General features: G+C 32.6%; 24 protein-coding genes and 2 pseudogenes. 4 read left to right on the forward strand and 22 right to left on the reverse strand.

Going from position 1 to position 26,054, the window contains the following annotated elements; translation table 11 throughout:
• Window positions 1–84: 84 nt before the first annotated feature.
• The gene (locus MUA37_RS07355) at window positions 85–381 is read left to right on the forward strand and encodes a HesB/YadR/YfhF family protein (RefSeq protein WP_002511082.1); all 297 of its coding nucleotides are present in this window, start codon (window positions 85–87) and stop codon (window positions 379–381) included.
• A gap of 135 nt (window positions 382–516) precedes the next feature.
• On the opposite strand, the gene menI is transcribed toward MUA37_RS07355, so the two are convergent.
• The 3 genes from menI to MUA37_RS07370 form a co-directional block, all read right to left on the reverse strand.
• Complete coding sequence (menI, locus tag MUA37_RS07360) at window positions 517–969, reverse strand: 1,4-dihydroxy-2-naphthoyl-CoA hydrolase MenI (protein ID WP_142019670.1); 453 nt, start codon at window positions 967–969, stop codon at window positions 517–519.
• 100 nt (window positions 970–1,069) lie between these two features.
• The gene (acnA, locus tag MUA37_RS07365; RefSeq protein ID WP_002511080.1) at window positions 1,070–3,772 is read right to left on the reverse strand and encodes an aconitate hydratase AcnA; all 2,703 of its coding nucleotides are present in this window, start codon (window positions 3,770–3,772) and stop codon (window positions 1,070–1,072) included.
• A gap of 245 nt (window positions 3,773–4,017) precedes the next feature.
• Window positions 4,018–5,652 carry a BCCT family transporter gene (locus tag MUA37_RS07370; RefSeq protein ID WP_107373454.1) on the reverse strand — a complete coding sequence of 545 codons (1,635 nt, stop codon included), beginning with the start codon at window positions 5,650–5,652 and terminating at the stop codon, window positions 4,018–4,020.
• A gap of 238 nt (window positions 5,653–5,890) precedes the next feature.
• On the opposite strand from MUA37_RS07370, the gene mscL reads away from it, so the two are divergent.
• The 3 genes and pseudogenes from mscL to MUA37_RS13375 all read left to right on the forward strand — a co-directional run.
• Window positions 5,891–6,241 (forward strand): large conductance mechanosensitive channel protein MscL, encoded by a 351-nt coding sequence (mscL, locus tag MUA37_RS07375; RefSeq protein WP_002511077.1) that lies wholly within the window; start codon window positions 5,891–5,893, stop codon window positions 6,239–6,241.
• A 273-nt stretch (window positions 6,242–6,514) separates the two neighbouring features.
• A pseudogene (locus MUA37_RS07380) lies at window positions 6,515–6,688 on the forward strand (IS5/IS1182 family transposase); the annotation flags it as partial.
• Window positions 6,685–6,875, forward strand: a pseudogene (locus tag MUA37_RS13375) (IS5/IS1182 family transposase); the annotation flags it as partial. The pseudogenes MUA37_RS07380 and MUA37_RS13375, both read left to right, overlap by 4 nt.
• A 99-nt stretch (window positions 6,876–6,974) precedes the next feature.
• On the opposite strand, the gene sbcC reads toward MUA37_RS13375, so the two are convergent.
• The 19 genes from sbcC to MUA37_RS07475 form a co-directional block, all read right to left on the reverse strand.
• Window positions 6,975–10,004, reverse strand: a complete 3,030-nt coding sequence (gene sbcC / locus MUA37_RS07385) for an exonuclease subunit SbcC (RefSeq protein ID WP_262624408.1) — start codon at window positions 10,002–10,004, stop codon at window positions 6,975–6,977.
• 3 nt (window positions 10,005–10,007) lie between these two features.
• Entirely contained in the window at window positions 10,008–11,135 is a 1,128-nt protein-coding gene (gene sbcD, locus MUA37_RS07390) for an exonuclease subunit SbcD (RefSeq protein WP_262624409.1), read from the reverse strand.
• 306 nt (window positions 11,136–11,441) lie between these two features.
• Window positions 11,442–11,906: a CcdC family protein gene (locus MUA37_RS07395; RefSeq protein WP_002511074.1), complete on the reverse strand. Its 465-nt coding sequence runs from the start codon at window positions 11,904–11,906 to the stop codon at window positions 11,442–11,444.
• A 208-nt stretch (window positions 11,907–12,114) separates the two neighbouring features.
• Entirely contained in the window at window positions 12,115–12,288 is a 174-nt protein-coding gene (locus tag MUA37_RS07400) for a hypothetical protein (RefSeq protein ID WP_002511073.1), read from the reverse strand.
• A 1,023-nt stretch (window positions 12,289–13,311) separates the two neighbouring features.
• The gene (locus tag MUA37_RS07405) at window positions 13,312–13,689 is read right to left on the reverse strand and encodes a hypothetical protein (RefSeq protein ID WP_262624410.1); all 378 of its coding nucleotides are present in this window, start codon (window positions 13,687–13,689) and stop codon (window positions 13,312–13,314) included.
• A gap of 318 nt (window positions 13,690–14,007) precedes the next feature.
• Window positions 14,008–14,196 (reverse strand): hypothetical protein, encoded by a 189-nt coding sequence (locus tag MUA37_RS07410; protein ID WP_262624411.1) that lies wholly within the window; start codon window positions 14,194–14,196, stop codon window positions 14,008–14,010.
• 1 nt (window position 14,197) lies between these two features.
• Window positions 14,198–14,365 (reverse strand): hypothetical protein, encoded by a 168-nt coding sequence (locus MUA37_RS07415; RefSeq protein ID WP_262615728.1) that lies wholly within the window; start codon window positions 14,363–14,365, stop codon window positions 14,198–14,200.
• Between the two features lie 78 nt (window positions 14,366–14,443).
• Window positions 14,444–14,578 carry a hypothetical protein gene (locus tag MUA37_RS07420; RefSeq protein WP_017723195.1) on the reverse strand — a complete coding sequence of 45 codons (135 nt, stop codon included), beginning with the start codon at window positions 14,576–14,578 and terminating at the stop codon, window positions 14,444–14,446.
• A 107-nt stretch (window positions 14,579–14,685) separates the two neighbouring features.
• Window positions 14,686–15,096, reverse strand: a complete 411-nt coding sequence (locus MUA37_RS07425; RefSeq protein WP_262624412.1) for a YolD-like family protein — start codon at window positions 15,094–15,096, stop codon at window positions 14,686–14,688.
• A 111-nt stretch (window positions 15,097–15,207) separates the two neighbouring features.
• Window positions 15,208–15,870, reverse strand: coding sequence for a restriction endonuclease (locus tag MUA37_RS07430; protein ID WP_262624413.1), 663 nt, complete (start codon window positions 15,868–15,870; stop codon window positions 15,208–15,210).
• Window positions 15,863–16,237, reverse strand: coding sequence for a hypothetical protein (locus MUA37_RS07435; RefSeq protein ID WP_262624414.1), 375 nt, complete (start codon window positions 16,235–16,237; stop codon window positions 15,863–15,865). The genes MUA37_RS07430 and MUA37_RS07435 overlap by 8 nt, the downstream gene beginning before the upstream one ends.
• Window positions 16,176–17,210: a hypothetical protein gene (locus MUA37_RS07440; RefSeq protein ID WP_262624415.1), complete on the reverse strand. Its 1,035-nt coding sequence runs from the start codon at window positions 17,208–17,210 to the stop codon at window positions 16,176–16,178. Before MUA37_RS07440 ends, MUA37_RS07435 begins: the two co-directional genes overlap by 62 nt.
• 162 nt (window positions 17,211–17,372) lie before the next feature.
• Window positions 17,373–17,750, reverse strand: a complete 378-nt coding sequence (locus tag MUA37_RS07445; RefSeq protein ID WP_262624416.1) for a hypothetical protein — start codon at window positions 17,748–17,750, stop codon at window positions 17,373–17,375.
• Between the two features lie 158 nt (window positions 17,751–17,908).
• Window positions 17,909–19,618: a peptidoglycan recognition protein family protein gene (locus MUA37_RS07450; RefSeq protein ID WP_262624417.1), complete on the reverse strand. Its 1,710-nt coding sequence runs from the start codon at window positions 19,616–19,618 to the stop codon at window positions 17,909–17,911.
• Window positions 19,619–19,683: 65 nt separating this feature from the next.
• A complete protein-coding gene (locus MUA37_RS07455; RefSeq protein WP_262562086.1) occupies window positions 19,684–19,986 on the reverse strand; it encodes a holin in 303 nt (100 codons plus the stop codon).
• A 156-nt stretch (window positions 19,987–20,142) separates the two neighbouring features.
• Window positions 20,143–20,550: a hypothetical protein gene (locus MUA37_RS07460; RefSeq protein WP_262624418.1), complete on the reverse strand. Its 408-nt coding sequence runs from the start codon at window positions 20,548–20,550 to the stop codon at window positions 20,143–20,145.
• 65 nt (window positions 20,551–20,615) lie between these two features.
• On the reverse strand, window positions 20,616–20,930 hold the full coding sequence (locus tag MUA37_RS07465) for a hypothetical protein (protein WP_262624419.1): 315 nt from the start codon (window positions 20,928–20,930) through the stop codon (window positions 20,616–20,618).
• A gap of 49 nt (window positions 20,931–20,979) precedes the next feature.
• Complete coding sequence (locus MUA37_RS07470) at window positions 20,980–21,150, reverse strand: hypothetical protein (protein ID WP_002512374.1); 171 nt, start codon at window positions 21,148–21,150, stop codon at window positions 20,980–20,982.
• Window positions 21,140–26,038, reverse strand: a complete 4,899-nt coding sequence (locus MUA37_RS07475) for a phage tail spike protein (protein WP_262624420.1) — start codon at window positions 26,036–26,038, stop codon at window positions 21,140–21,142. The genes MUA37_RS07470 and MUA37_RS07475 overlap by 11 nt, the downstream gene beginning before the upstream one ends.
• Window positions 26,039–26,054 lie beyond the last annotated feature (16 nt).

A 26,054-nucleotide genomic window follows, 5' to 3' on the forward strand; every position in this document is an offset into this window, starting at 1 on the left:
CCAAAAGGGGTAATGTTAGAGTATTGGCAATATGTTAAAAATACTGTAGTAAGACAAGTGCTTACGCAGAAGGGAGACTTTAATATGCAATTAAAACTTTCGGAAAATGCGGTATCTTGGTTTAAGGAAGAACTTGATTTGCCTGAGGATAACAAAGTCTTACAATTCTTCGTACGTTATGGTGGAGAATTCCAATTAAAACAAGGATTCAGTCCAGCGTTTAGTGTTGACAAAAAAGACGATGTCGAAATCGGTTATGAAACGAATTATAACGGTTTAGACGTTGTTATTGCAGAAAAAGATTTATGGTATTTTGAAGATGATAATTTATTTATAGATGTAACTGACAATGAAGATGAAATTACTTACATTGCTAATTAATTCATATAAAAGCGCCTAAACCATTACAAATGGCTTAGGCGCTTTTGTTTTTAATATTATATGGATTGTTCTCACTTCGTAATTGCACTTAAAGTATAGTGCAAAGTTTGCCAAAACTACATTATTTGCGCATTATTATTTTTTAACTTCTAAATTTTCTCCTGCTTTATTACGTTCATCGACATCTTTATATACTGCATGCCACTCTGGGAAGGTACGATCTAATCTTATTGGTTTCCCGTCTGCTTTTCGTATGCATGTGAGCGTTGTAGAGCCTGTTGTAGCTAATTCTCCTGCCTCATTGTATATTTCATAACAATAAAGTGAACGTAAACGAGAATAGCGCTCTACCCAAGTTTTAATTGTTACTTTTTCAGGATATGTAATTGATTTAATATATTTAACATTAATTTCCGTTACAGGTGAAATAACACCACTATCTTCCATAGCTTTGTAACTAAAACCTAATTTAGTTATATAGTCCGTTCTCGCCACCTCAAACCATGTTGGATAATTCCCATGATAGATAACGCCCATTTGATCTGTTTCTTGATATCTTGCTTCTATTTCAGTGAGTGTATAAATCATTCTCTTTCCTCATTTCAATTAATACATTACTGTTTAAATACTAACATAGAAAAACGGCTATGAAAGCTCAAAAGCTCACATAGCCGTTAGATGTTTAAAATTATTCTGCTAATTTATTTCTTAATACAAGTTGTAAGATACCACCATGACGATAGTAGTCTAATTCAACGTTAGAATCGAAACGAGCTACTGCTTCAAATTCGATTACTTTGCCATTGTCTTTTTTCGCTTGTACTTTAACTAAATCATGTGGTTTCACGTTTTCATCAACGTTAACAGAAATAATTTCAGTACCATCAATACCTAAACTATCAGCTGATTCACCATCTTTAAATTGTAATGGTAATACACCCATCATAACTAAGTTTGAACGATGGATACGTTCATAACTTTGCGCGATGACAGTTTTAACACCTAATAAGTTAGTACCTTTGGCAGCCCAGTCACGTGAAGAGCCCATACCATAATCATTTCCAGCTAACACAACTAAACCTGTGCCATCTTCTTTATATTTCATAGCAGCATCATAAATTGCCATTTGTTCGCCTGTTGGCCAATAAGTTGTGAATCCACCTTCTGTACCTGGAGCTAATTGGTTTTTAATTCTAATATTCGCGAACGTTCCGCGTACCATAACTTCATGGTTACCACGACGTGAACCATATGAATTAAATTGACGAATTGGTACGTCATGATCTAATAAATATTTACCTGCTGGCGTATCTTTACCAATCGCACCTGCTGGTGAAATATGGTCTGTTGTTACTGAGTCACCAAATTTACCCATTACACGTAAATCATTTAATGGTTCAATCTTACCTGGCTCTTTAGAAAGGCCTTGGAAGAATGAAGGGTTTTGAATATAAGTTGATTCCGGATCAAAGTCATATAATGGTTGGTCCGTAACATCAATCTCATTCCACATTTCGTTATTATTATAAACTGACTCATATTCTTCTTTGAATAATTCAGGTGTAACAACACTATCAACAGTATCTGATACTTCTTTGATTGAAGGCCAAATATCTTTTAAGAATACATCTTCGCCGTCTTTACCTTTACCAAGCGGTTCATTTTGTAAATCAATATCAACAGTACCTGCTAATGCGTATGCAACTACTAATTGTGGTGATGCTAAGTAATTGGCTTTTACTAATGGATGAATACGACCTTCGAAGTTACGGTTACCAGATAATACTGAAGTAACAAGTAAGTCTTCTGAAGCAATCGCTTTTTCAATTTCTTCACGTAAAGGACCTGAGTTACCGATACATGTAGTACAACCATAACCAACTAAATTAAATCCAAGATCATCTAAATATTGTTGTAGGCCAGAATCTCTTAAATAACCTGTAACAACTTTTGAACCTGGAGCTAAAGAAGTTTTAACAAATTCAGGAACTTCTAAGCCTTTTTCAATTGCCTTTTTAGCAACTAAGCCAGCCCCTAGCATTACATATGGGTTAGATGTATTTGTACATGATGTGATAGCTGCAATAGCTAAATCACCAGTTTTCATAGTTGTTGATGTACCATCATTAAATTCGATTGTTGCAGTTTTGTCGAATTCACTTTCATCAAATCCGTGACCTTGGTTACCCGCTGGTGCCGTTACAGATTTTTCAAATTCTTCCTTCATATCGCTCAAGAAAATTAAGTCTTGAGGACGTTTTGGTCCAGATAATGATGCTTCAACTGTAGATAAATCTAAGTCTACAACGTCTGTATATTCTGGGTCTTCTTTGTCAACATCAAAGAACATGTTGTTTTCTTGTAAATATTTTTTCACTAATTCAATATGATCTTCTGAACGACCAGTTAATCTCATATATTTCAGTGATTCTTCATCTACAGGGAAGAAACCACATGTTGCACCATATTCAGGCGCCATATTAGCAATTGTTGCACGGTCAGCCAATGGTAAATGTTGTACCCCTGGTCCGAAGAATTCAACGAACTTGCCTACAACACCTTTTTTACGTAATTCTTGTGTTACACGTAGAGCCAAATCAGTAGCTGTAGAGCCTTGAGGTAAAGCGTTAGTTAAGCGTACACCAATTACTTCTGGAATTGGGAAGTAAGAAGGTTGTCCTAACATACCTGCTTCAGCTTCGATACCACCAACACCCCAGCCTAGTACTCCAATACCGTTAATCATTGTAGTATGTGAATCTGTACCTACTAATGTATCTGGGAATGCTACTTCTTCTCCATCTACGTCACGCACATGAACAACATTTGCTAAATACTCTAAGTTAACTTGGTGCACGATACCAGTTGCTGGTGGTACTGCACTATAGTTATCAAATGCTTTAGTTGCCCAATTAAGGAATTGGTAACGTTCATAGTTACGCTCAAATTCTAATTTCATATTTCGTTCTAAAGCGTCTGGGTTCGCATAGCTATCAACTTGTACTGAGTGGTCGATAACTAAATCTACAGGCACCTCTGGATTGATTTTATTTAAATCTCCGCCTACGTCATCCATAGCTTTACGTAGTGATGCTAAGTCAACGACAGCTGGCACACCTGTAAAGTCTTGTAAAATAACACGTGAAGGTTTGAACGGAACTTCTCCTTCTGCCCCATCCACGAATTTTGATAATGTTTTAATATGATCGTCAGTAATAACGAAACCATCTTCTTGACGTAAAACTGATTCTAATAACACTCGAATTGAATATGGTAACTTAGAAATTTCAGTTAAACCTTGCTCTTCTAAAGTGTTCAAATCGTAATAAGTATATGATTTTCCATTTAGGTCAAACGATTTTTTCGCTTGCGCTTTAATATTAGAAGCCATATATATCCCCCCTGATATTTATTAATTGTGCCGTTAACTAAATTGTATTATTATCTTTTGCTGAAAACAACTACATAACGCTAGTTTCCCGGCAAAATTAGATTTGATTTTCCAATCAGTTAACATAAGCGTACCTTATCATACCATTAAAGTGCAATAAGTAAACATTATCAATTGAGAATCATTATCATTGGATGCTAAATAAAAAACCGAGAATCAATATGATCCTCGGCTTTAGTAAAATATTACTGTTCTGTATTTCTGAAATCTTTACGACGTTCAATAATGTCGTCTTCGTATTCATCTTTTTGTAATTCTACATAATCTTTCATTCGGTGTTTATTAGGTGTCAATGTTAAACCTAAGAACTTACGCTCTTGGTTTGCATCTTTGTAAAATGAAATCATCATCATTATTACTACAAAGGAGAATGGCAAGGCACTAATAATCGCCGCACTTTGTATGGCGTTTAATGCTTCGGCACCGTCCCCTCCACCTGCAAATAATAATACAAAGGCAATAAGTGATTGTGCGATACCCCAAGTCACTTTAACAAAGTTTGTAGGTTCTAATGAACCAAATGATGTTTGCATACCTAATACAAATGTCGCAGAGTCTGCAGATGTAATAAAGAATGATCCAATTAATACAAGTGCAATTAACGATAATACTATACCGAACGGCAAGTCATTAAATACACCAAAGAGTTGCGTTTCAGCTGACATTTCAAATAATTTAGGGTCTTTTTTCCCTGCTTCAATACCAAGCACACCAAAGACACTAAACCAGATGAAACTTACAATTGCTGGTACTAAAAGTACGCCACCAATAAACTCACGAATTGAACGTCCTTTAGATACACGTGCAATAAAGATACCAACGAATGGGCTCCAGCTTAACCACCAACCCCAATAGTAAAGTGTCCAACTAGACATCCATTCACGTTTTTGAGGATTTTGTGCCGCTGTATCAAAAGAGTTCGCTAAAAATGAATTTAGTAAACTACCAGTTGAGCTTGTCATCATGTTTAAAATTAGTACTGTAGGACCAATAATTAACACAATAATCATTAGTAATAAACCTAAACTAATGTTTAAATTACTTAAATATTGAATACCTTTACTTAAACCTGACCAAGCACTTATAAGAAATAAAATTGTTACGATTGTAATAATGATACCCTGTACCCAAATATTATTTGGAACATCAAATAAATAGTTCAAACCACCATTAATTTGTAATGCACCCATACCAAGTGATACTGCCACACCAACTACTGTAGCGAATACTGCAAGCACATCAATAATTGTCCCAATAGGTCCTTCAACTTTATTCCCTAACATTGGTCTTAAAGTTCTAGAAATTAAGCCTGGCTCACCTTTTCTAAATTGAGCATACGCTAACGCAAGTGCAACTACTCCGTAAATTGCCCAGGCATGGAATCCCCAATGGAAAAATGTAGAGCGTAATGCTTCAGTATATGCAGCTTTAGTTTCAGGTTCAGCTGTTGGTGGAGCAGCAAAGTGTGCCATTGGCTCTGCCGCACCATAGAATACTAAACCAATACCCATTCCTGCACTAAATAACATTGCAAACCAAGATATTGTATTAAATTCAGGTTTGTCATTGGGTTTACCTAATTTAAGTTTACCAATTGGACTGAACATTAAAAACACACAGAAAAATACAATAATCGTTGTTAGAATGAGGTAGTACCAACCTAATTTATCAGTAATCCACAGTTTAATCTCATTCGTAACGTCTCCAAATTGCGTTGGCCAAATTGCACCAATTAGTACAACTATCGCCACTACAATTGCACTATAAATGAAAACGGGAGAACGTTTGTTATTACGATTAGTCGTTTCAGATGATTTCATAAAAATTAACTCCCCTTCATAAATTTTATTGTAAGGCTAAATCTTATAATATTATTTAATATTATAGCCACGTTTTAGGATAGCAAAACTAGCAAAATTAATCAAATCGTCTTTAATTAATTTCTTTTATTATACAATATAATTCCCAAGTTAAATGTACTTTAAAAAAGTATTTTCATAAATTTATTTATATAGTATAATCAAATTTAATATAATAGCAAAGTGAGGGAATTTAAAAATGTTAAAAGAATTTAAAGATTTTGCATTAAAAGGTAACGTACTGGACTTAGCCGTTGCAGTAGTTATGGGTGCAGCTTTCAACAAAATTGTTACTGCCCTAGTTACATATATCATTATGCCTTTAATTGGTTTAATTTTTGGTACTGTTGATTTTGCGAAAAGCTGGTCATTTATGGGTATAAAATACGGTATGTTCATTCAATCAATAATTGATTTTATCATTATTGCATTTGCATTATTCATCTTTGTTAAAATTGCTAATACCCTTATTAAACAAGAAGACGAAGAAATTGAAGAAAATACAGTATTATTGACTGAAATCAGAGATATCTTAAAAGAAAAAAATTAATTAATAAGTGCCTGGGACATAAATCTCAGAAAAATAGCACTCAGACGAATTAAATCATCTGAGTGCTTCTTTTTTTATTCAATACTTCGTATTGTTGGCTCGCTTTCTTAGGCGACAGCTTCAGCCTGTAGTATTCAGCTTATCCTATCCCCTCAAGAATCTCACCAGAATACGGCGCATTCATAGATAATTTTTACATTAAAATACTTTAAAAAGTAAGTTCCTTACACATCATTTAATAAACACGACTCAACTAAATTAACGAGGTGTTTTATATATAAAGGTTATAACATGACTCAACTAACACTACCAATGGAAACCTTAATTCTTATCCCCACAAATGATATGTCACGACATGTTAATGAAATCGTTGAAACAATCCCTGAAAATGAATTCGATGAATTCAAACATCATAATGGTGCTACATCATATCATCCCAAAATGATGTAGCACCTGTTTTTGGATTTATGAAAACTTTTTGGGTTTCACTCGAATGTCGGTTAGAGGCATAAATAAAGTCAAAAGAGAGCTGGACTTTGTATTAACGGCACTTAATATAAGAAAAGTAGTAGCTCAACGAGCTACTATAATCAAAACAATTATGAAAAAGGCAATTTCTATTGAAATAATATAGAAATTACCTTTTTTCACTTGTCCGAGCATTTTATGCCCCAGGCTCTTTCGTATATTTACAACAACCCTCTAAAAATGCACTTCATAAATTCATGCTCCATTACTGCTGTTTAAACTGTGTCACACTTTGATATCCTTCAGTATTCACCTCTAACATTAGAGGAATACGTTGTTTTAGCTCACTTACATGTGAAATAATACCAACCATCCGGCCTGTAGACTTCAAACTTAATAATGTATCTAATGCCGTTTCCAATGTTTCTTGATCTAATGTACCAAAACCTTCATCAACGAACATAGAAGATAGTACAATTCCACCCGCTTCTTGTTGCACAATTTCACTCAAACCAAGCGCTAATGCTAACGAGGCTTGAAAGGACTCTCCACCTGATAATGATGAAATATGGCGTGTTTGATTTGAATAGGCATCAAAAACATCTATTTCTAAACCACTATAGCCTTGAGAAACTTGTTGTCGACGTTTCAATTGGTAACGCTGATTGGTCATCAATGCTAAACGTTGATTCGCTTGACCTAATATACGTTCTAAGTAATGTATCAATACATAGTTTTCTAGTGTTAATTTGTGCTCATTTTTCCCTGCTATTATTTCTGACAACTGAAAAATTTCTTGTTGCGTATGCAAATAATCGTTCAACTCTGCAATTAAACTTTTGATTGCTGTAAATTTCGCCGTGTTAAATTCAACTTTATATTGATGTTGATTTAATTCTGTAGTTATTTGCGTTAATGCTGATTGGTGTTTTTGCACTTGTTGGTCTAATTCATCTATATCAGCAACGGTTTGATTACGCGTCGCTGCTTCTAGTTGTGAAACCACAATTGTAATAGCTTGTTTTTCCTGTTCAAAATCACTAATTTCTATTTCAATTGACGCTTTATTACTCAGTTGTTCCATTGCAGAGTGGACTTGAGTCATTGCCGTAAAACCGATGCGTTGCATTTCTTGTTGTACTTTTTCTTCTGTTGATTGAAGTTCATTTTTGACATCTTGTAATTGTGCTTCTATATATTTCTTACTATTATGTTCAATATTTAATTGATGTTGGCACTGTTGCAAGTCATTATTTAATCGCTCAAGCGTTTTATCAAAATTCGTCACTTCTTCATTTTGCGTATCATATGCTTTAACGAATTCTGTCGTATCGGAATACTGTGTCACTCTTTCAAAGTCATTGATTAAGGTTTCAAATTGTTGATATTGCGCTTCAGATTTTTTCAAATCTAACTCTAAAGTATGTGCTTGTTGTTCTAATTGTTGTAATTGTGTTCGTTGATTTTGAATATAAGTATTACGTTGTTTTGCCGCAGTGCGTTGATCTTGAATTTGAGTAAGTTGTTGCTCTAATTCAGCAATATCATACGTTTCATCCATATTTACAGGGTTAGCTGTTTGTTGTGTTGTCAAATGCTCTAATGTTGTTGTATGTTGAATAATTTGCTCCTTACATTGTTGCATACTATGTTCTAGCTTACTTAATTCCTGTTGACGTTTGCTTAAATTTTCAAAATCTATGTGTTGCGCTAGATCATGTACTTCATTACCACATACTGGACATGTATCACCTATATTTAAAGTAGTTTGAATTTGTGCAATCGCTTCTTGTTTATTACTAAATTGTAAATTGACTTGATCAATGTCGTTATAACTTGCAGTTAACTGCGCTAAACGTTGTTCCTGTTCTTTCAATCTAGCTTGTTGCTGCTCAATTTCTTCTTGATTTTTAATATATTGTTGTTTTGCCGTTACGTTACGTTGGTATTCCTTAATTTGGTTAGTCAACTCGTATATTTGTTGGTCAATTTTTTCAATAGCCTCATAGTCCGGTTGCTCATCTTTTAGTTCATTGTGTAACTGCTCAATCCGCTCTTTAACTTCCGTCAATTGTTGACTCTGTTCATTATATACTTGTTGAATGTCTGTAATTTGATTATATGCTGTTTTATATTTCTCGATGTGCTGATAAAACATTTTAGTATTAGATAAAAATTGGCGTTGTTGTTCTATTGTTTCACTGTGATTTTGTTGTCTATCATAGTGTTGTTGTAACTCCGTTTGCTCTTGTACCAACTGTCCTATAGTTTTTTCAACTTGATATAATTGTTGTTCTGTTGCTAGCCGTTTTTCATCCAATGTTTTTTTATTTTCAATTAAATTGGCTAATGGTTTGACTTCATTTAATTTTGTTAATGTTTGCTTTAAATCTTCAATTTCAGGTTCTCGTTCATTTAACTTTGCTAACTCGGCTTGATTTTGCTGAAGTTTGTGGAAATTATCTTGCAGTTGTTTATTATGCTCGAGTTGCTGTTGTATTGATTCTAATTGTTGTTGCTGCGATTGTTGTTGTTTTGTTAACTGCTCCAATAGTTGATTTCCAGTGCGCTCAAATTCAGGTATAACTTTCAATAATTGTTCCGTTTGTCTCACAGGAGTTGCTTTATGTTCTTGTAAAGAAGCATCGTTAAATGTTTCAATATCATGCCAATAATTCTCAAGTTGGTCGAAATTTCGTTCTATTTGATCACGACTCTCTTTAACATCATCAGTAAGTTGCTTTTGAATCATTTCAAAACGTTGACTATCAAATAAAGTTCTCAAAATTTCCTGCTTCTCTATGCTCTTTGATAATAGAAATCTTTTAAATTCACCTTGTGGCAAAATAAACAATTGTCTAAATTGCTCTGCATCTACCCCTAATAAATCTTTGAGCATTTGATTACCTGCAGTAATTTTACTTTCTCTTAATTCATAACCATCTTCAATGTATTGAAATATATCTAATTGGCCATTTGTCTTGCTCACATTGCCTTCTTTATAAAATGCACCTTGTCGTTCCACCTTAAAATAAGAGTCACCTAATTTAAATTCAAATACGACAGTCATTGGCGATTTACCATCTGCAAAATGACTTCTTAAATCTAACTCTTTGCGCCCCTTAGTAGAGGCTTCTCCAAACAAAGCATAGACAATAGCATCGAAAATCATCGTCTTACCCGAACCTGTTTTACCACTTATTAAAAATAATTGGTTTTCATGTACGTTTCTAAAATCTATATATTCATTTAAAAACGGACCAAAATTGGTTAAAGTTATTGAAATTGGTCTCATCTTTTATTCTTCTCCTTCCAACAAGTCATTGAGTAATTGCACTATTTTTTTATGTTGTAGCTCTGATAGTGTCGAATCAGTCATGCTTTGATAAAAGTTATTAATAATTTCTGAATCATTGAGTTCACGAAGTTCAGTATTATTTTCAACACTTGCCGTTTCAAAGTTAAACGACACATTTGTGAGTGATAATGTATTAGGATATATTTGTTTGAGATGCATCATCGGATCAGTCACATGCGTCATATTTTTCAACTTAAAATGAATATAATTTTCTTTATTTTTCAGAGGAATATTTTCTTGTATTGCTGCTTCGTAATCACCTTCTACAACTTCCAATTGCCGTTTAGGCTCTAACGGTATAAATAATTGCTGTTGTTCCATTTCATCAATCAATAACATTCGATAGCCTTTAGGCTGATTAACTTCTGAAAATGAATATTGTAATAACGAACCACTATAATGGATAAACTCTGAATCGATACTAAACGGATGATGTAAATGACCTAACATAACATAATTAAATGGTGCAAAAACATCCTGTTCTACCGACTCAACTGTGCCAATAGAAATTGGTCTTTCAGAGTCTGAACGTGTGCCACCTTGAACCGTTATATGTCCTATTAATACATTAAATTGTGATGTATCTAAATTTTCAGCCATATAAGTGATGCAACTTTGTGTAGCAGCTTGATGCGTCGTAATAGTTTTATCATCAAAGAAAGCTTGTACTTCACTTATGGTTGCAAATGGTAAACAATAAAAATTTACATTTCCTATATTGATAGGTGTAGCCATAGTAGCTAACTCTGTTCTAATATACATTTGTGACTTTTCGAACCATTTAGCACCATAATTAAGTCGCTCTTTGCCATCATGGTTACCGTTTGTCACAATCATAGGTATTTGCATATGTAAATTTAATTGGTTAATTGTTTCTTCAAATAACATAATCGCTGCTTTACTTGGATAACTCGTATCATATACGTCTCCAGCAATAACTATTACATCAGGCTTCTCTTTTTGCATTGCTGCTACAAATTCATCTAATATATAAGCTTGGTCTTCTAATAATGACTTGCCATTTAAAATTCGTCCTAAATGCCAATCAGCAGTATGTATAATTTTCATTTTAGCCATCCTTTTTTGCAGAACGCACGTTCTATTGTTTGTTAATAGTTTATCATACCGTTTATAAAAAGAAAAAGGGAGTGGTAAGAAATCTAAGTTTTATTAACAAGATTTCCTCGTCTCACTCCAACATCGCTAAGCAGAATTGAAAAGCATAATTGAAGCGGATTTTTTAGTTCAATTATCATCTGACAATAAGAAAGAGGCTAGGACAAATCCATTTTGTCCTAGCCTCATTATAAATAAAAATATTACTCTATTTATTAACTTACAAATACTTGCTTACCGCTAAAGTTTCATAACTATTTATACAAGGTTACGTTTTACTTTTTTAAATTTATATAGCATTGCCAATCTCCATGGCACAATCATACAAAAGGCAAGTAAGAAAAACATACCTGCAATTTCACCTGGATCAATTTGACTACTAACAAATACTTTAATTATTGTTCGAATCAGTAATAAAGTAATTAAAATAATGGGAAAGGCTTTAGATCGCTTCATATAAATTTGATGGCCATCTGTTTCAAAGCGTGACGTCCATATTAGAACGGTCGAAAACAATAAACCTAAAATAATACATTCAATAATTTCAAGTCCTGACAATCTAAAGTAAGGTATCACATACATTAACGCACCAGTTGCCATGAAAAACGGAGGTAAAATGATTTTCTTTTCGTTAACAGGAAATTGTTGCGCTTTCATTCTTATAACTATTACACCTATGCCCATTAAAAAAGCAACGACAATGGAGAAAACTAAATATAACACGACGACACCTTCTTTTATATTTTACAAATATCACAAACGATATTATAACATTCCCTCTATAGTTATTCATCATTTTGTCTTAAATTATAGCGCTGCCAAACAATAATCGCCACAAAAATTACATAAATTCAATTACCAGCTATCTTTGTTCATTTAAGACAAAAAAATAAGCCTTTTTCAAGGCTTATTCCCAAATCAATCCTGACAATTACATTGGAACTGATGAGTTTAAATTGTTTAACAAATGTCTCAAATAAGTCATGTCTTGTGTTTGGATTGCTTTGTTATATTGTAAAAATTCGTCATTATTGCAAAAATTAATATGTGCACAAGCTAATCTATCCAAGACTTCTTTGTCTTCCATATCATATGCATCTTTCATTAATTTTCCCCCTTCTATGTTTGATATTATATAATAATTGTAAATTATGTGCAAATAGTTTGTCGGAATTGTGCGAATATTACAATAATAATACCATCATTCTACAATAAATATTTCATTATATTGATTTTATATTTTATATGTTCCATAACCAAAACACATTAGATTTGCCAACATAAATTAAGAGCGGATAACTACGTTCGACAGTAGTTATCCGCTCTTTAATGGTCTATTAATTAGACTTCTTCATGTTTGAGTCCATATTTTTGTTCATCATTGTCATCATTTGACCCGAACATTCAAAAACACTTTAAAATCAACAATTTAACTTTAAAAACTTAAAACGATTTAAAAGCGCCACGAAAGCATTTTAAAACTTCTTTTAAAAGTTTTGTTGCCAATTTGTTGCCACTATATATGTAAGACATTGCTTTTAAGTGTTCGTGTTATCATTTATAAAACAGAACAAGTATTCTTGTTTTTGCTTGAAATAACGGTCGCCGTTATGAATGAATTTTTAATGACAGTAAAAAATGAGACAGTATTAACTGTCTCATTCCCTTAAAATAAGTTAATAAAATAAATTCATTGAATCTGACAGGCAAAGTTTGGAGAACTATGACCTAAATGCAATTTAACACAACTTATAAGTCATTTAAAGAGATAACAATAATTTCCCAAAAATTTAGTAGAAGTTATATGATTTTTTTTGATATGATTAAGAAAATCACTAAAAAGGAGTTTTCAAAGATGAAATATTATATGACTCTTATATCTGCTTTATCAACCTTAATTGCTTATTTAATCCCTATTTTATCTTTTAATAAATTTTTTAATGGCGAATTATACTTCTATAATGGCATGATACTTTTAGTTATATTACTAATAGTCAATATTCTTTCTATCATTCATGGGGACCGTCTAGTAAATACTTTTTTATTGTGCTTAAGTATTATCGCTACACTTATTTTCACTTTTCCAATATGGCGTACATTAATTTTCAGCTTCATATGATATAAAAAATTATAAAATTATAGAAATTTGATTATCAAATTTTGGTTCTGAATAAACATTTAATAACATATCTTTTGCTTGCATGAAGTTTTTATTTAGATTAAACACTAAATGAATTTCTTTGACATTATTAGCTTTAATGTTTGCTATTATTTGGTTGTTCATATTATCAACCGATTCATTAAGTTCTTCACTTATTTTAGGTTTTGGTTTTTGCGTGTCAATGTTATTAGTTAAAGCAAACTTATTATATTTCAGAGTCACATATGCGTTTCTGTAATTAGCAACCCTTAATGTTATTATCATAGATTTTTTACTTTTTTCAATATTTTTTATTTTATAACCGATATCATTGAGTTTCACTTCATTCTCTTTATCAAATGTCATATCTTGTAAATATGTAGGTGGAGTGTAATCATTTTCTTTGTTTAATTCATAAATAAGAAAAGAAACACAAGTAACATATAAGATTAAACCGAGTAATATTATAATACCATTTTTGATACTAACCCACCTTTCTTTTTAATTCTTACATTACACAACATATTAACATATATAATAAGTTTATAAAAAAAGGGACACAATAAAGTGTCCCTTGAAGTAATTAAAGCTTAGGCGTGATTTTACGATAACACGATGGTTTTTTTGAATCAATTAAGATATTTAAAAAGCAAATACATATTCATTTTTTCATAAACATCCCACCTAATCAAGGTGGGCTTTTGCGTATTCATATAGTTTTTCTGCAGTACCTAATTTTAAATTATCAATATCACGTTTACCTGTTCTCAATGTAGACATAACCGTTTGGCTTAATCCAGTATCTTTATAAATCTGGTATCCTGTTACATCACTGTTTATTAGTTTTATAATCATTTGTTTATATTCACTCATATTATCTCATCCATTCATACCATTTATATTTTTTATCACCAATTTTTTCAAACTTATTATTACCAATATATTTAATTCCATTACGTTTTAAATGTAAGATTCTTGCTACTTTAATGATAGTAGGTATCAAAGCTATTACAATACATATTATTATGGTTGGCAGATTCATAACTTGAAACCTCCAATTCTATATAATATAATTAATCATGAAAGAGGGAGCCCCCGAATTAACGGGAGCAGATGATAATTAGTTTCTCGGTTCATTATCTTGGTCGTGACATGAACCTTGATGCCAAAGTCTTAGTTGTTTTAATATCGCTGGTGCGAATACTATTAATGTTATTAGTATTTGTGTCAGCGATTTTATTATCATCTCTAACATTTTAATCACCCCCTTTCATGAGGGTTGTAAGGTGTATCTCAACCTTACATATATAATTATACTACACAAGGAGTAAGTAATCAATTATTTATTTACACTTTTTTTAATTATTTTATCTCCACAATATCTTTCAAATCCAACTTATCTATCCCTTTATTTTCGTATAGATGCAGCGTTTGTGTGTAAGGGTCAACTTTATGAATTACGCCTTCTTTTTCTTTAATATAGCCATTACTAAAGTACCGTACATTAATATGTGGGTCATTGAACATCTTAAAAACTAACGTTTCATTTAATCGTTGTAACTGATCATCACTTAATGATGGTCTATCAATTTTATTTTGGTCTTGTATGTATTGTTCTAATTGCTCGTATTGTTCGAGCAGGGTCTTGAAGGCGTTCCACTTAACTATGCCACGCCCTTGCGGTATGCGTGGATTAAGATATTCTCTAGGTATCTCATGGTAATCAGTTTCATATTTATATTCATCTGGTGCGTTAGGATTTATTATTTTCATAGTATCACCTCTTGAATATATAATAGAACACTTGTTCGTATATGTAAAGGTGTATGTTTCATGTAAATCGCCATAAAAAACCCCACCAACTGGTGGGGGGGGCAAAAACAACTATTCTATAAACTCGATTTTCTTTTCGTTAGGGTGGGTTTCTCTTAAAGCATTATCTAAATCTATATCTTCTATTAATTCTTCAATCTTATTTTTAATAATCATTATTAAACTTCTTTTATTTAAATCCTTAAAATCATCGAAAGTAATAGATATAATTTTTATTCCTGTCTTTAAATACAACTTCTTACATAACCCATGTGCATCACTCCATTTACTACCCGTTAATCCTTTTGGAGATATAAATATACCTAAAGTATTATTAGAAGCGTTAAGTAATGAGTGAAACTTACCGGTCCAAGTAACGTCAATTGGCTTTTTATAATTTTTACATTCAAAATATATAATATCCTCTATATTAAAATTATAGTTTTCTTTAACGTTGTTGAATAGCACACTCTTTTCTGCTCTTATATCAATTTCATTAGTACTAGTTCTGATATTGATTTTGCATTCAAATAGATTCGTTCCTTCAAGAACTTTAACTAATAATTTTTCTAATTTTTCACCTTTATCTTTAGTACTTTTTTCAATTTTCTCCATTTCTTTAAGATCAACAATCAACTCTTCATACCTATTATCATCTAAAATAAATTGGTCATCAATCTGTTCAATACTAGTAAATCTCAGCACTTCTATTGCTTCACTTATAGGATCACTCAAAGTTAGTCACCTCATATACAGGGCGAACATTTTTATTTAAATCTACTTCGATTTTTTGGTCAAGCTCATTATCATAATAATAGCTAGGTAAATTACCCAATTTAAATTTTTCCGGAGATGTTTCATGACCTAAAGTAATTTCAAACCTTAAGGTCAATATCCCTTCTTTAGTTAGCTCATTCATTATTTGTACGAAATCTTTGATGGGTAAATTAAACCTTCTTTTATATGTTCCAGGACGTATATAAAGACCACTCTCTATACTTTTAATAATACTCTTTTCCAAATCTTCTTTCATACCAATATTAATTTTCTGAGAAGTTATTACTGAATGTATTATATTTTGATATAATTTTATTTGTGACATCGTTCATCGCTTCCCTTCCTTTTTTACTTGAATTATAATCACTATAATAATTTAGTAAAGTATAATCTTTATTAGTAGCTATTTCAAATAAAAACTTTACTTGAATTTTATTATTAAACCTTAATGTAATCCAAGGCAAATCAGATTCTTTTTCTAACTCTTCGATATAATTCTTAAGCAAATCATACCCTTCATTACATTGTTGGAATAATTCTACATTTTCTTCTAATAGATTTTTTATTTCTCCTAAAATAGGAAGAATTATGTCTTTTGAACTAGAAGAATCTAAGGTTGCCTTAGCCCCACTATTTGTATTCATAGATTGTGCGCTTACTATCATTTCATTTTCGTCATCTTTTTTTCTTATTTGTTCTATCGTGTAGTTAAAATCAACGGCAGACAGACTTAAAAAAAGCGTATTTTCAATAAAATTTCTTATCTTATCAATTTTATTTAAGTAATATTGTGTAGATTCATTACGTCTGTAATATTGAGGAATACTTTCAGTAGATATTACGAGATATGCACCATTTTCAGAATTAATTATAGTAATTAAAGAAGTATTTATTCTCTTAACTTCGATAAGTGAATCATCAACTAGTTTGTGACCTATCTTTTCTTCCATTATTACAATGCTTTGCATATCTTCATTAAATACAAATTCTACATTTTCTTTATCATAAGTTTTATTTTTTAAAGGTTCTATATACTCCTCATAATTGGAATTATTAACTTTAAAAATAGCTGAATATTTATATAATTGCTCAAACAACACATCTACAAAAGCTTTTTTCACATTTGTAGGATCGCTTTTTATTTTATCTGATATTATCTCTTCAATATTATCTTTTTCTTGAACAGATCTCACTTCATGACTTTTTGTATTTTTCAAATAATTTCTTACTAATTTTCCTTTTTTATCATTATTAAACTCTTTTACAGTTTCTTTAATTAGACTCGTAACTTCATTCATATTATACCCCTTCTACATTATATTTAATACAGTAATATTCACATAATAATATAAAAATTAATTAAAGTATAGATGCAACGCAAAATAAGGCAAGCAAAAACGTGCCTACCCTAGCACTTTACGTATTATAGTAGAATGCTTACTTTTAAAAAAACTATTCAACTAATCAATTTCTAAAATTTCTTTTATATTGAGTGAGCCTCCAAGTTTTTTTATAGCTTGTTTTGCTTCAGATTCATTATTAAATATCTTCAAACCAATATCAGAATGTTCTCGACTCTTTGGTAATACTTGTTTTACGATTAATTTATTAGATGCGTCGCTACCAGTTGGGACAAAAATTTCAGTTGTTCTGAGTGATAATTCAAAAAAAGGCTCTTTGTTGCCTTCTATTCTCTTGTTTAAATTGGCAAAATATATTTTATTTCTCGAATCATTTTCTGTTTTTTCAGAATATAAATAATATGTTCCAAGCGTTTCTATTCCGTATGCACCATAGGGTGTATTAAAAAAACTTAAAATTGTATTCTTTTTATCCATGGGTTGCTATCCCCTTTTTCTATATTATAACTAACTACATAATACACAACACGTTAAAAAAAGAATAGATAGAACATAAAATCGAACACAAAAAAGCAGGGCAGACACTTCTATGTGCCTACCCTTGTATACTATGTGGTCAAATTTATTGTAACATATTAATAAACTTCAACAACTCTTAGCCGTTCGTGCCATACCCAGCCGTTATTGCTTGAGCTGTAAACACGCGCCCAGCCGTTTAATATCTCGAATATATAAAATTGATCGTAACCAGCACTGTAACTTTCGTTTGTTAAGTGCCAACTATAGTTATTATCACCTGTACGTTTTGCCACTGTTACACCGTAACTATCAACACAACCTCTAAAATATGCATTTTTAGACCAATTCAAATCATCGGGTGGAATTGAACCAATCGCTAAATCGTCTAAAACATTGACGTATGAATTAGTATCATCATGTAATTCGTTACCGCCACCCGGTTTAAATACTTTATTAATACGTAATCGTTCATACCAAACAAAACCGTCGTTGTCAGGACTGTAGACACGCGCCCAACCGTCACGAATTTCATAAATATATAAATCTTCATAACCGGCATTATAAGTTTCGCTAGTAACAACCATTACATTGTTATGGTTTGGTCTACAAATAGAAACGCCTTCACTATCTGCTGTTGCTCTAAAGTACGGTTGGTTAGACCACGTAAGTTTTTTAGGTGGTACATTGCCTAATTCTAACGACTTACCTTTTTTGCTTCCTTTAACTTTTGTCGGTTTGATGTCTGCTAAACCTACATCTTCATCTACAAAATCGGGAACAATGAAGTGTGTTAAACCTTCAAAATTATCAGTTCTCAATTTCGCCGGACTGTTTGCTAAAGTATCATAGTTTTGTTCTAAAATAACAAATGTTTCTGTGCCTCCACTGTTGTCCCAAACTAAACCAGTATGCCCCCATTTTTTATAAATACCTTCAGTATATACTGCGATTGTACCGATAGGTGGCACATAATCGGGGGTATTTTCAACGAGTTTCCAACCTTTAGGCAAAGCAACCCAAGTTAAATCTTTTGCATTACCCCATATTCTGTAGCCATTTGTTACGTGGTCTGCATAGTCTACGATTAAATCCAGACATTGAAAGGCAAATCGTTTATCAAAATCAACATATTGACCTTTGAGGCTGTGCATATACTCTATAGCCTCTTTGTATGAAACATTGGTTTTAGGGCTTTCTGTTGGTTTTTCTTTCGTTGGTTCTGATAATTCTTTTGAAGGTTCGCTATCGCTTTCTTCGTCTACGCCGTCAATGTATTTAGCGATGATTTTATCTAAATTACTAACATTACGACTATAACCGGCGTGTTCCAATAAGTTGCCCGGGTCTACTTTACCTATTTGAATATCTTGATGTCCCGGTAATTCTGTTTTGTAATCAATTTCCCAATAGTTACATAGATAAGATATAACACGTGCTAAATTATCTAGTGATTTTTGAGAACGTGATTTATCTGTGAAGTATGAACCTTCGACACCGAACGCCCCGTCGTTAGCATCTACACCGTACATTTGGTTGTCTGCACTTGCCCCATATAGTACATGCCACGCTTTTTCTGTAACGGGTATACAAACGATACATTCTTTGTCATCTACGAATATATGAGCACTTGCGACAATAGACCAATCAATATTATATGAATTTTTGTAATAGTTCACATTGTCTTGTGCTGTAGTGTCTAGGTTCCCTGTGTCGTGTGCTACCGCAAATTTCGGTTTACCAGTAGTTAAAGGTTGTCCACTTCGTCTTGTTCCAATTGGCAACCATTCATAACGTACCGGAACGCCATTCCATTTTTCTTGAGCCATTAAAAAACCTCCATTGTTTATATATAGAAACCGACTAAATTAATAGCCGGTTGATCATTTAATAATTAAACTTTGCCTCCACCTTGTTTTTGGTGGTCGTCTTTTGTCTTACCACTACGTTGTTTACCTGTTTCCCATAATCCAGTAGCCATGAGACCACTAATAACGCCTCCTAAAATACGAGCGCCTACTGATAATTCAGAAAAGATTTCTGGAATAAATACGGAAACACCACCAATAACACCACCGATTACGATTGATATTAAAGGTATAATGTTTTTAGGTATTGAACCTGTTTGTTTTACACCTTGTACAATTCCAATTGTTAATACTGATATGATTGTTGCAAAAGTTATAATTTGTTCCATTTTTAAAATCCTCCAATTAATAAAATAAAACCGACTAAATTAATAGCCGGTTTGTTCGTTATTACTTTTTAGCAATCGCCGAACCAAAAGCATGTTAAGAATGAACCTAGTACGGTTGCTTGTGTTAATAGTTTCAACATAAGGCTTCACCTCCCTTCAAAGAAAGAAATATTGGATAATAGCAATAGCTAACGGTATTAAAAAACTAAATACCATACCAATTGTCCAACGCCTTGTGTTCTTAATTTCTTTGTTAGTTTGTTCTCGTTCTTTCTTTTCTATTTGCTTTTCTTCTCTTTCTCTCTTTAAATCTTCGTTGAAATTATTCAAGGTAAACCGTAATTCTTGATTGATAAGTTTTTGATCTGCTTGATTTATGTTTATTTCGTCTAGCTTCTTTGATAACTCTTTGGAATACTCGTTTTGTTCCTTGTGTTTTGCATCTAATTTTTTATCCAAATCGTTAAAACTTTTTTCTATTTTTTGTTCAAGGCTAATGTCTTTCTGTTTAAGCTCTTTAATTTCTCTTTCCACTGTGCTTAAACGTGCGTCGTAAGATTCCAATGGTCTTATTACCCTCCAGTTCCGATGATGTAGTGGGTAATGTATTTCTTTGTTGATATTGCTTATTATGTTGTTGTGTTGCTTTCATTTGTTGAATCTGCTGTTTCATCAACGTTTGCGCCTGTTTTATCAAACAAAGTTCGTGTTATATTTTCCTCTGCGTAATAAACAACGCTCGGTTCTCCAAACATTTCGTTCATGCTGTTTTGTAATTGACAAGCCGATTTCACTTTGTCTACAGTATCGAATTTATAAGCGTTGAATGTACTTGTCGTACGTGAAAAGGCGCTACCGTTATACACTTTTTGCATTGGATATTCTTTACCTGTTTCTTTGTCTTTTTCCACCAAATAAAATGATTGTTCTTTACGTTCTAGCATAATAATTCACTCCTAATAAAAATTTTTATAATAAAAAGAAGCTAACGATTTAATCGCTAACTTCTTGTGATTCGCTTAACTCTTTAAATTTTTCGTTTTGCTCTTGGATAATCGCTTTTAACATTGCGTTTTCTTTCGTTAATCTTGCGTTATCATCTACTAGGTAGTTAACCATGTAGTCTGAATTAGGTTTGTGTTGTTCATTTTGATTATTTTGCATTTATTAATTCCTCCAATTTTTTAATTCTTTCATCTTGTTTTTGCATGATTATATCTTGTTCATCTTTTGCATGGGCTAATTCTTGAATTCCTTTTAACGACCACGATAACATTTCGTAATTATCTACGCCGTCCCTGTGTACCCATTCTATAGGTGTTTCACGTTCAATAACTACACCTCTATGGTTACGTTCGTAATCGCTACCTCTTTCTTCTTCACGTTTAAATGAATACAATTGTAAATCATTCTTAATCACATCTAATACTTCGTAATCCCATTTTTGAATGTCATATTTATAATTTTCAGATGAAGTAGCGTAATAACTTTTGAATCTAATATCTTGATATTTCGGGCTACCCCCGTTCCACCAATCGTTTGCTGTAATTCTCAATTCATTATAACCAACGCCAAAGTAAACATCTTTACCACTGTGATTAGCAAATGCATAGCTGTGTGTTGTTTTTATTGCACTAGCTCGAATTGAAGTATATTCAGTATCACCGTTATTATATCCTTTTTTATTAGTTACTCTTAATTCTCCATTGCTTTCAGTCATAGCATATAAATTAGTTGTTTTAGATTTCCAATCTCCGTATAATTTATCTGCATAAAAACTACCACTACCTATATCGCCTGTATTATTTGTAGCGTAAACAATAGATTCCATACTGTCTACGTCTTTTACCCCAGCTTTCTTGAAACGTATACCGGAACCAGCTAAACCGTTTGCGTTACTTAATTCTCCGTATAGAATACAACCGTCTGTATATTGAGCGTTATCATTATCTTTTACATATAATGAAAACTCATTAACTCCTTGACGTGTATTATAAAACGGTCTGAAATAAATTGATGATTCCCATGTTTCAATATTTGTAGTATATTTTGAACGTGTATAAATCCTACTATTTTCTGAATGTAAAAAGACTACACCATATGTTGAGCTTAATCTCACACCTCGTGAATCATCGTTCATTAAATCATAATGGAATTCTAAAGAACCGGCTTGATGAGAACCTACCCCACCAGCCATCATTGTTGACAAGCCCTTTTCAGTCATATAAAGGTTATAACCAGTATCTTCGTTACTAGCCATGATGAAACCATTTCTTATACCTATTGTTAAATTAGATATGTCGGTTACATTTCCCCAAGTCCTTGTTACATTACCACGTGAAAGAACTTCCTTGTTTTTAATGCTTAAATAATTAGTATCGTTACCACCTCTAATACCTAAATTATTCACATCGATATCTAAACCTTCGGGCGATAAGTTTAAACGGTTAATAATGTTGTCTTGGTCTACTTTGTTGTTTAAATCTTGTGCTACTACTTTAAAATCATCATTGACCGTAATATCTACGCTGTCGCCTCTGATTGTCACACCGTCATTACCAACGTTAAAACTTGTTATCTTACCATTTTCATCAAATGTGTATGTTAAACCGTTTGTCGTGTCTTGTGTGAGTGTTGAAACAACTTGCGATAATGTTTTATTACTTTCGTTAAACTCGGTTAAACTTACTCGGTCTTGTATTTGTTCGCCGTTTTGTTTAATCGATGTTTCCATTTCGTTTAAACGTGTATCGGCGTGTTCCGGTGCTTCTGCATAATCGCCGGCTTTATTACCTTCAACTAGCATTGCATTTTTTATTACAAAGTCTTTTGTTGGGTCTGTCATTCCGGCAAGACCTTTATAAAGATACATCTTTTCACTTTTTGCTTGTGCCTTAAACGTTGCTATTACTTTATTATCTACAACTGATATATCACGTCTTTCGCCTGCCGGGTCATAAGGATAATAACTTACACGATTTATCGGTTCTCCGGACAAGTCATAAATTTCATAAGACAATGTGTATTCATCGCCAACGGTTAATGGTCTAGTAAATTCATATTCAATGTGAAGTTCTGTATCTTCTACACCTATAAAATCATCACGTTCTTTTGTATCTAACATCAAGTTACGTGTACCAATATTAAGGTTCTGATACTCTTTTAATGTTACTCTGTCGTTGATTTCGTTACTTAATTGTTGGCGCTCTGTTTCTGCACTATCTAAACGATTAACAACATTTTCTTGGTCTGCTGTGTACTCACTTGTCGAAACTTTACTATTGATTTCATCAGATTGTATATTTAATTGTGCTGTATTGTCTTGCACTTGTGATTCAACTTCGCCAAGTTGTTGTGTAACTGTTGATTCATCAGCTTTTAAATTAATATTATCCTTCATTAACTTAATTTCTGTATTTTGTTCTTCGACTGTTGCACCAATACTACTAATATCATTTTGAAAATCTTCGGGAGCCGGTGTGTAATCTGTTGCCACCGTACCTTTTTCAAGTTTTAAATTAGTGATTCGTATAGTGTCGCTTTCCGATAATCTAACTGTTTGAGTTTTATTATCTGTTGTACTATCATTTGTAGGCTCTTGAGCGCTCATTGTATCGCCTATTGTTGTTTCTGCTGTGTTTGTATCGGAAGTTATATTTTGTTCTTCTGTGTCGTCCTGTGTGGTTTCTGCAGAGTCCTTTGTTTCATTATCCGTTTCTTTGTCAACAATAACGTTACCTCTAAACAGATTTGAATAACCTATTAAATCATAATCGCCGGTTTTCATTTCAAATGTTTCTGAAATATGTTCGGTATAACCTATTTCACGTGGCATTTTCTTTCTTGCGTGCATTGCAAAATCACTTGTCGTTCTGTCAAAAAGAATTAATCCAGTTGATAAGCCTGTAGGTTCTAATTGTTCTGCTAGGTCTGTTAGTCCGATAACTTCAACATCATATGAAATTGTGTATGTTTCTTCAGGTTTCAATTTTTGGTTGATATATTCACTAGAATAAAGGTTATCGCCCCAACTGGAAAATTCAAAACTTTGTGTGCTTTCAATATAGTGTTTAACCATTCCTTTATATTGGTCTGCATAGCTTACTAATAAGTTTCTTGCCCCTACTTCCAAACCGTCTACCTTTTCTTGAAAACTCGAAACACTAGCGCTTAATTCTTCTTTTGTTGCTTTAATATCAGTGTTTATTTTATCCACTAAATTGTCATTAAGCGTTTGGATTTCCCCGTCTACATAATCATTAACAGTTGTTTTTAAATCGTTCAATTGCTCTTGATTAGGTATATCAGCTAACAACCTTCCTGTTTGGCTATCCCATTCCCCATTCGGCAATGTATTTGCTACTTCAGTCATTGCATCGTTAAATTTTTCTTCGGTGTATTGTTGTTGCAATAATTTCAAACGCTCGTCAATGCTTATTTTAGCGTTTTGTACGCTATCATTTAGTTTCTGTAGGTTTTCCCTATAATTTTGGAACATTGCTTGTGTATCTATCAATTTACCGATTGTAGCCGTATCTTTATCCATGCTATCTAAATTAGTTTTGATTTGATTAAATACAACACTAACGCTGTCTAAATCTGTTTGTACTTGTTCTTTTAGTTCGGTATCAACTAAATATTGACTATTAATAACGTCGTATACATCAGTTTGTAGCATCGTATGTTGTAACTGCAAATCTTCAAATGTGCTTACTAATTCATTGTAAATCGTTTCTTCCCTTGTCATACCACCTAATTGTTGTACGTCACTTGCTGTTTGATTGTGCCATTCGTCGTTTCTGTATCTTCTTAATACAGCAACGTCCGGATTGCTTGTGTCGTACCATAACATGTCGTCAACTGGGTTTGTGGGTGGTTCGGGCTGCTTAACAATCTTTTGTTCGTAATATTTTTCTGTATATTCTGCTGTTTCTTGTAGTTGTGTGTTGAGGTTAGTTATATCATCATTTAATTTTTCTCTAATTTCTTGTAAACGTTGTCTGAAAAATTGGGTCAAATCTTCTTCGCTATATCTTATAACTTTACCGAAAGTATAAACACTTTCTTTTCCTAGTAAATCGTATTCTTCGCCAATTACTTCAGCCTCTAAATACAACGGTGGGTTAAAATCTTCGTCTTTAACTCTGATTGTATCGCCAATTGATGTTGTTTCATGTTGGTATAAGTAATCAATATCTAAAGAAGATATTTCGTAAGTAACACTAGCCGTTTTAATTTTATCTAATTCGTTTTCGCCTAATGCTTTTAATTTACTTTCTGTTATATCACTGTTTTCTGATTGTGGTTTGTAAACGTCCCAAATATAACGTTGAGGTAAACCAAATTGTCTTTGCGCTTGGTCGTCTGTTACAACAACCTCTGTTGTGTTTCCGTCGTCATCTTCCGGACCAACAACCATTAACGCCGTTTTAATTTCTGTGAAATCAACTTCTCTTGATAGACCCGTTAAATCTTTGCCAAATTTAACTTCTTTACCTTTAAATAAACTTTTTGGGTGTTTTAAAACTGCATAACGATGTTCGACTTCGTTAGAACCTAATTCAATATAAAAATCTAGTTCCATATCGTAAGTAGTTTCTAACTGTAAACCTACGTCATATGGTGCTTTGTGTTCCGTCCATTTCGTTGTTTTTATACCGTTATATTCTGTGTCCGGCGCAACTTCCCACCCTGTATCTCTTAATACTTCATACAAGGCTTGTGTTGCTGTCATATCTTTTAATTCTCCCGGAACGAACGGCTTAGCTGTTCCAATATCTTCAAGATATGATGCGTTAGTTTGTATTTCAGTTACGCCGTCCACATCATCAGAAATACCAGTTATAATAAATTCCCTGTATTTTCCGTTGCTATCTTGTGTAATAACTCGGTTACGCTCTCTAAACTTTTCTGCACGACTTGAAAGAATAGAAAAATCGAACGTTTCTTTTTTATCTTTTGCTTGTCTGTTGTGTTTTGCCTCGAACAAAGCACCGTCTTTTTCTGAAATAAAATCTATTATTTCACTTCTAAAGTTTAATAGATGTATCAATTAAACACCCCCAATC

The organism is Staphylococcus arlettae (assembly GCF_025560845.1).
Taxonomy (GTDB): Bacteria; Bacillota; Bacilli; order Staphylococcales; family Staphylococcaceae; genus Staphylococcus; species Staphylococcus arlettae.

Coding starts and splice junctions, on each gene's coding strand:
- MUA37_RS07355 (WP_002511082.1), top strand. CDS start 85: ATGCAATTAAAACTTTCGGAAAATGCGGTATCTTGGTTTAAGGAAGAA.
- menI (WP_142019670.1), bottom strand. CDS start 969: ATGATTTATACACTCACTGAAATAGAAGCAAGATATCAAGAAACAGAT.
- acnA (WP_002511080.1), bottom strand. CDS start 3,772: ATGGCTTCTAATATTAAAGCGCAAGCGAAAAAATCGTTTGACCTAAAT.
- MUA37_RS07370 (WP_107373454.1), bottom strand. CDS start 5,652: ATGAAATCATCTGAAACGACTAATCGTAATAACAAACGTTCTCCCGTT.
- mscL (WP_002511077.1), top strand. CDS start 5,891: ATGTTAAAAGAATTTAAAGATTTTGCATTAAAAGGTAACGTACTGGAC.
- sbcC (WP_262624408.1), bottom strand. CDS start 10,004: ATGAGACCAATTTCAATAACTTTAACCAATTTTGGTCCGTTTTTAAAT.
- sbcD (WP_262624409.1), bottom strand. CDS start 11,135: ATGAAAATTATACATACTGCTGATTGGCATTTAGGACGAATTTTAAAT.
- MUA37_RS07400 (WP_002511073.1), bottom strand. CDS start 12,288: ATGAAAGATGCATATGATATGGAAGACAAAGAAGTCTTGGATAGATTA.
- MUA37_RS07405 (WP_262624410.1), bottom strand. CDS start 13,689: ATGACATTTGATAAAGAGAATGAAGTGAAACTCAATGATATCGGTTAT.
- MUA37_RS07410 (WP_262624411.1), bottom strand. CDS start 14,196: ATGAGTGAATATAAACAAATGATTATAAAACTAATAAACAGTGATGTA.
- MUA37_RS07415 (WP_262615728.1), bottom strand. CDS start 14,365: ATGAATCTGCCAACCATAATAATATGTATTGTAATAGCTTTGATACCT.
- MUA37_RS07420 (WP_017723195.1), bottom strand. CDS start 14,578: ATGTTAGAGATGATAATAAAATCGCTGACACAAATACTAATAACATTA.
- MUA37_RS07425 (WP_262624412.1), bottom strand. CDS start 15,096: ATGAAAATAATAAATCCTAACGCACCAGATGAATATAAATATGAAACT.
- MUA37_RS07435 (WP_262624414.1), bottom strand. CDS start 16,237: ATGTCACAAATAAAATTATATCAAAATATAATACATTCAGTAATAACT.
- MUA37_RS07440 (WP_262624415.1), bottom strand. CDS start 17,210: ATGAATGAAGTTACGAGTCTAATTAAAGAAACTGTAAAAGAGTTTAAT.
- MUA37_RS07445 (WP_262624416.1), bottom strand. CDS start 17,750: ATGGATAAAAAGAATACAATTTTAAGTTTTTTTAATACACCCTATGGT.
- MUA37_RS07450 (WP_262624417.1), bottom strand. CDS start 19,618: ATGGCTCAAGAAAAATGGAATGGCGTTCCGGTACGTTATGAATGGTTG.
- MUA37_RS07455 (WP_262562086.1), bottom strand. CDS start 19,986: ATGGAACAAATTATAACTTTTGCAACAATCATATCAGTATTAACAATT.
- MUA37_RS07465 (WP_262624419.1), bottom strand. CDS start 20,930: ATGCTAGAACGTAAAGAACAATCATTTTATTTGGTGGAAAAAGACAAA.
- MUA37_RS07470 (WP_002512374.1), bottom strand. CDS start 21,150: ATGCAAAATAATCAAAATGAACAACACAAACCTAATTCAGACTACATG.